The sequence below is a fragment of the Albidovulum sp. genome (assembly GCF_049646345.1).
Taxonomy (GTDB): domain Bacteria; phylum Pseudomonadota; class Alphaproteobacteria; order Rhodobacterales; family Rhodobacteraceae; genus Albidovulum.
This window is the reverse complement of sequence record NZ_JBARVQ010000533.1, coordinates 1-3,525: the sequence shown is the minus strand read 5'-3', so window position 1 is coordinate 3,525 and position 3,525 is coordinate 1. Positions and strand designations below refer to the sequence as shown.

The following is a 3,525-nucleotide window of genomic DNA, read 5'->3' as shown; positions in this document are numbered from 1 at the left end:
GTTCTCGCCCGATGGCGGGACAGTGGTCTTCTCGCTCGAAAGCGGCGGCAATACGGACCTCTATGCAATGCAGCTTTCTTCGGGCCAGATGACCCAGTTGACCAATGCGCCCTCGATCGAGACGGCTCCCTCTTTCTCGCCAGATGGCAGAAAGATCGTGTTTGAAAGCGACAGGTCGGGGAACCAGCAACTTTACATCATGTCTGCGGGTGGAGGCGAGCCGAGCCGGATCAGTTTTGGCGAAGGGCGATACGGCACCCCGGTCTGGTCCCCGCGCGGTGATATGGTGGCCTTTACCAAGCAGAATGCGGGCCGCTTCCATATCGGCGTGATGCGCACCGATGGCAGCGAGGAACGCCTGCTGACCGCTTCCTTTCTGGATGAAGGCCCGACTTGGGCGCCGAACGGCCGCGTGATCATGTTCACACGCGAAACCCCCGGTGCGGGTGGCGGGGCGCAGCTTTTTTCGGTCGATATCACGGGCCGGAACCTGCGTGCGGTACCGATGGAAGGGGCCGCGTCTGACCCGGCGTGGTCGCCTTTGCTGCCGTAAGACGGCGGATTCCCAATCGCTGCGACGAATGATAAGGTAACGGCCATCGAGCCAAGAACAAAGGCGGTAAAACCGATGATGAAACTCTCTTCCATCCTTCTGGTCGCGGGCGCGCTGGCGCTGTCGGGCTGTAACAATCCCGACCGCTTCGGCGCGGGCGGCGGCGCCAATGGTGCGGGCGGTGTGGGTGCCGGTGGCATCTCGTCCGGCGCGCTGGGCGACCCGAATGACCCGAACTCGCTGGCCTATTTCCAGCAGACGATCGGCGACAAGGTGCTGTTTGCCGTCGACCAGTCGACGCTGTCGCCCGAGGCGCAGTCAACGCTGGCGCAACAGGCGGCCTGGCTGAACAATCACCCCGGCAATACCGCCATCATCGAAGGCCATGCAGACGAACAGGGTACGCGCGAATACAACCTTGCCCTTGGTGCGCGCCGCGCCTCGGCCGTGCAGCAATACCTGATCTCGCAAGGCATTGCGCCGAACCGGCTTCAGACAGTCTCTTACGGCAAGGAACGCCCGCTGGCGGTCTGTTCGGATGAGGCCTGTTACAACCAGAACCGCCGGGCCGTCACGGTGATCGGCGCAGGCGCGGGCGTCTGAGGCAATGATGATCCGGCTTCCCTCCCTTCTTCTATCGGTGGCGCTGCTTGGCGCCCCCGCTTTCGCGCAGGACCGTGCCCAGACGATTGCCGATATGCGGGCTGAACTGTCGGCCCTGGCCGGGCAGTTGCAGGCGCTGAGGTCCGAACTGGTTGCGGGCGGCGCCTCGGCGATGCAGGCGGCGGGAGGGGCGTCGGCCTTGGACCGAATGAACGCGATGGAGGCAGAGCTGTCGCGGCTCACCTCGCAGGCGGAAGCTGTGCAGAACCAGGTCAACCGGGTGGTCGCCGATGGCACCAACCGGATCGGCGATCTGGAGTTCCGCATCTGCGAATTGGAAGAGGGTTGCGATCCGGGGAACCTGCCGATCAGCCAGAGCCTTGGTGGCGGGACGGGCGGGGGCGCTGCCCTGCCGTCGGTCACGACACTTCCGGCGACCGGCACTGCCCCTGCGCCAGAGCTTGCGATGAGCGAGCAGGCGGATTTCGATAGTGCCAAGGCCGCACTCGATGCGGGTGACTATCAGGGCGCGGCCGACAAATTCTCGGCCTTCACCACCAACTATCCCGGCGGTCCCCTGACCGGTGAGGCGCAGTTCCTGCGCGGTGAGGCGCTGTTGCAGCTTGGCGATACGTCGAATGCTGCACGGGCCTATCTCAATGCCTTTTCCGGCGCGCCGGACGGGCCGCGGGCCCCTGCCGCACTATTGAAGCTTGGTGCCGCGCTTGGCGTGCTGGGTCAGACACAGGAAGCCTGCGTGACGCTGGGCGAGGTCGGCGTACGGTTCCCGACGGCACCTGAGGCGGTCGAAGCCTCCACCGCCATGCAGGCGCTTTCCTGTCAGTGAGAGGGGGCGACCTTCTCTCCATCCTGAAGAAGGCTTTTGCGCCGAGCCTGCCCGACAGGCTCGGCGTTGCCGTATCCGGTGGTGGCGACTCCATGGCGCTGCTTTGCCTCGCCGCCGACTGGGCGGCTGAGGGCGGTCCGCCGGTGATGGCCATTACGGTTGATCACCGGTTGCGACCCGGTTCCGTGGATGAGGCGCGGATGGTCGCCCGGTTCTGCGCCACCCTCGGTGTGCCGCAGGAGGTGCGGGTCTGGAATCATGCCGGGATCAGCGGCAATCTGCAGGACACGGCGCGGCGGGCGCGATATCGTCTGATCGCCGATTGGGCGCGCGAGAAGGGCATCACTCATGTCGCGACCGGCCATACGGCCGACGATCAGGCAGAATGCGTGCTGATGGGCCTTGCGCGCGCCGCGGGGATTGACGGGCTTTCCGGCATGCGCAGAAACTGGTCTGAGCACGGCATTCTCTGGCAGCGCCCGTTTCTGGATGTGACGCGGCAGACGCTGCGGGACGAGTTGACTGCACGCGGGGTGGGTTGGGTCGAGGATCCGACCAATGAGGATGATCGTTATACCCGTGTGAAGGCGCGCAAGGTTCTGCAGGCGCTGACACCGCTCGGGATTAAGGTACCGGACCTTGCGAATGTCGCCGATAATCTGGCTCAGGTGCGGCAGGTTGTGGTCGAGGCGACGGCGGAGATCGCCGGGCGGATCGTGCGAGAAGCGGGGGGTGAGCTGGTTGTCGACCGCGACGCCTTCCTGCGTCTTGCCCCTGAAACGGCACGGCGATTGCTGGTTGGTGCATTGATATGGACCTCTGGCGCCGAATACGCGCCGCGTGCCGATGCGGTGCAGCGTCTGAAAGCCGCGATCCGCGAACGGCGCGATGCCACACTCTGGGGGTGCAAGATCGCGTTGCGCGGTCATGATCTTCGCATCAATCGCGAGCCGAAGGCGGTAGCCGGGCTGGAAGGCCCGACCGATGCGATCTGGGATAATCGGTGGCGGCTTTCAGGGCCGCATGATGCCGGGCTGGTGGTCAGGGCTTTGGGATCAGAGGGACTCACGCAATGCCCGGACTGGCGCGAATCCGCATTTCCGCGGGCGGCGTTGATCGTATCCCCCGCGATCTGGCGCGACGAAACCCTTATTTCAGCCCCATTGGCGGGGTTTTCGAACGGCTGGGCGGCGGAAATCGTCGCAGGTTATCACTCATTCCTGATATCGCATTGAACCCGGCCCCTTTATCTCTATTTTAGGGGTGAACCCGCACGGTGCGCCGTAGCGGCTGAATTACGTGTGGAGGATTCCCGTGGGTAACGCGCGCAACATCGCCTTTTGGGTCGTGCTGTTTTTGTTGATCCTGGCGCTGTTCAATCTGTTCGGCAACGGACAGTCGACGATGAACTCGCGGACGCTGAGCTATTCCGACTTCCTTGCGAAGGTCGATGCGAATGAGGTCAGCGCAGTCGTGATCGACGGCGAGCAGGTGCAGGTCCAGACCAAGGACGGTACGACCT

The 3,525-nt window shown here is 64.2% G+C and carries 4 protein-coding genes and 1 pseudogene; all 5 read left to right on the top strand.

What is annotated here, in order from left to right:
• Positions 1-553, top strand: a pseudogene (gene tolB / locus WBB85_RS13670) (Tol-Pal system protein TolB); the annotation flags it as partial.
• A gap of 75 nt (positions 554-628) precedes the next feature.
• Complete coding sequence (gene pal, locus WBB85_RS13665; RefSeq protein WP_432639161.1) at positions 629-1,156, top strand: peptidoglycan-associated lipoprotein Pal; 528 nt, start codon at positions 629-631, stop codon at positions 1,154-1,156.
• A gap of 7 nt (positions 1,157-1,163) precedes the next feature.
• Complete coding sequence (ybgF, locus tag WBB85_RS13660) at positions 1,164-2,003, top strand: tol-pal system protein YbgF (RefSeq protein ID WP_432639160.1); 840 nt, start codon at positions 1,164-1,166, stop codon at positions 2,001-2,003.
• Positions 2,000-3,238 carry a tRNA lysidine(34) synthetase TilS gene (gene tilS / locus WBB85_RS13655; protein ID WP_432639159.1) on the top strand — a complete coding sequence of 413 codons (1,239 nt, stop codon included), beginning with the start codon at positions 2,000-2,002 and terminating at the stop codon, positions 3,236-3,238. Before ybgF ends, tilS begins: the two co-directional genes overlap by 4 nt.
• A gap of 79 nt (positions 3,239-3,317) precedes the next feature.
• Positions 3,318-3,525 (top strand): ATP-dependent metallopeptidase FtsH/Yme1/Tma family protein (locus tag WBB85_RS13650; RefSeq protein ID WP_432639158.1); only part of this gene is annotated, 208 nt, incomplete at its 3' end.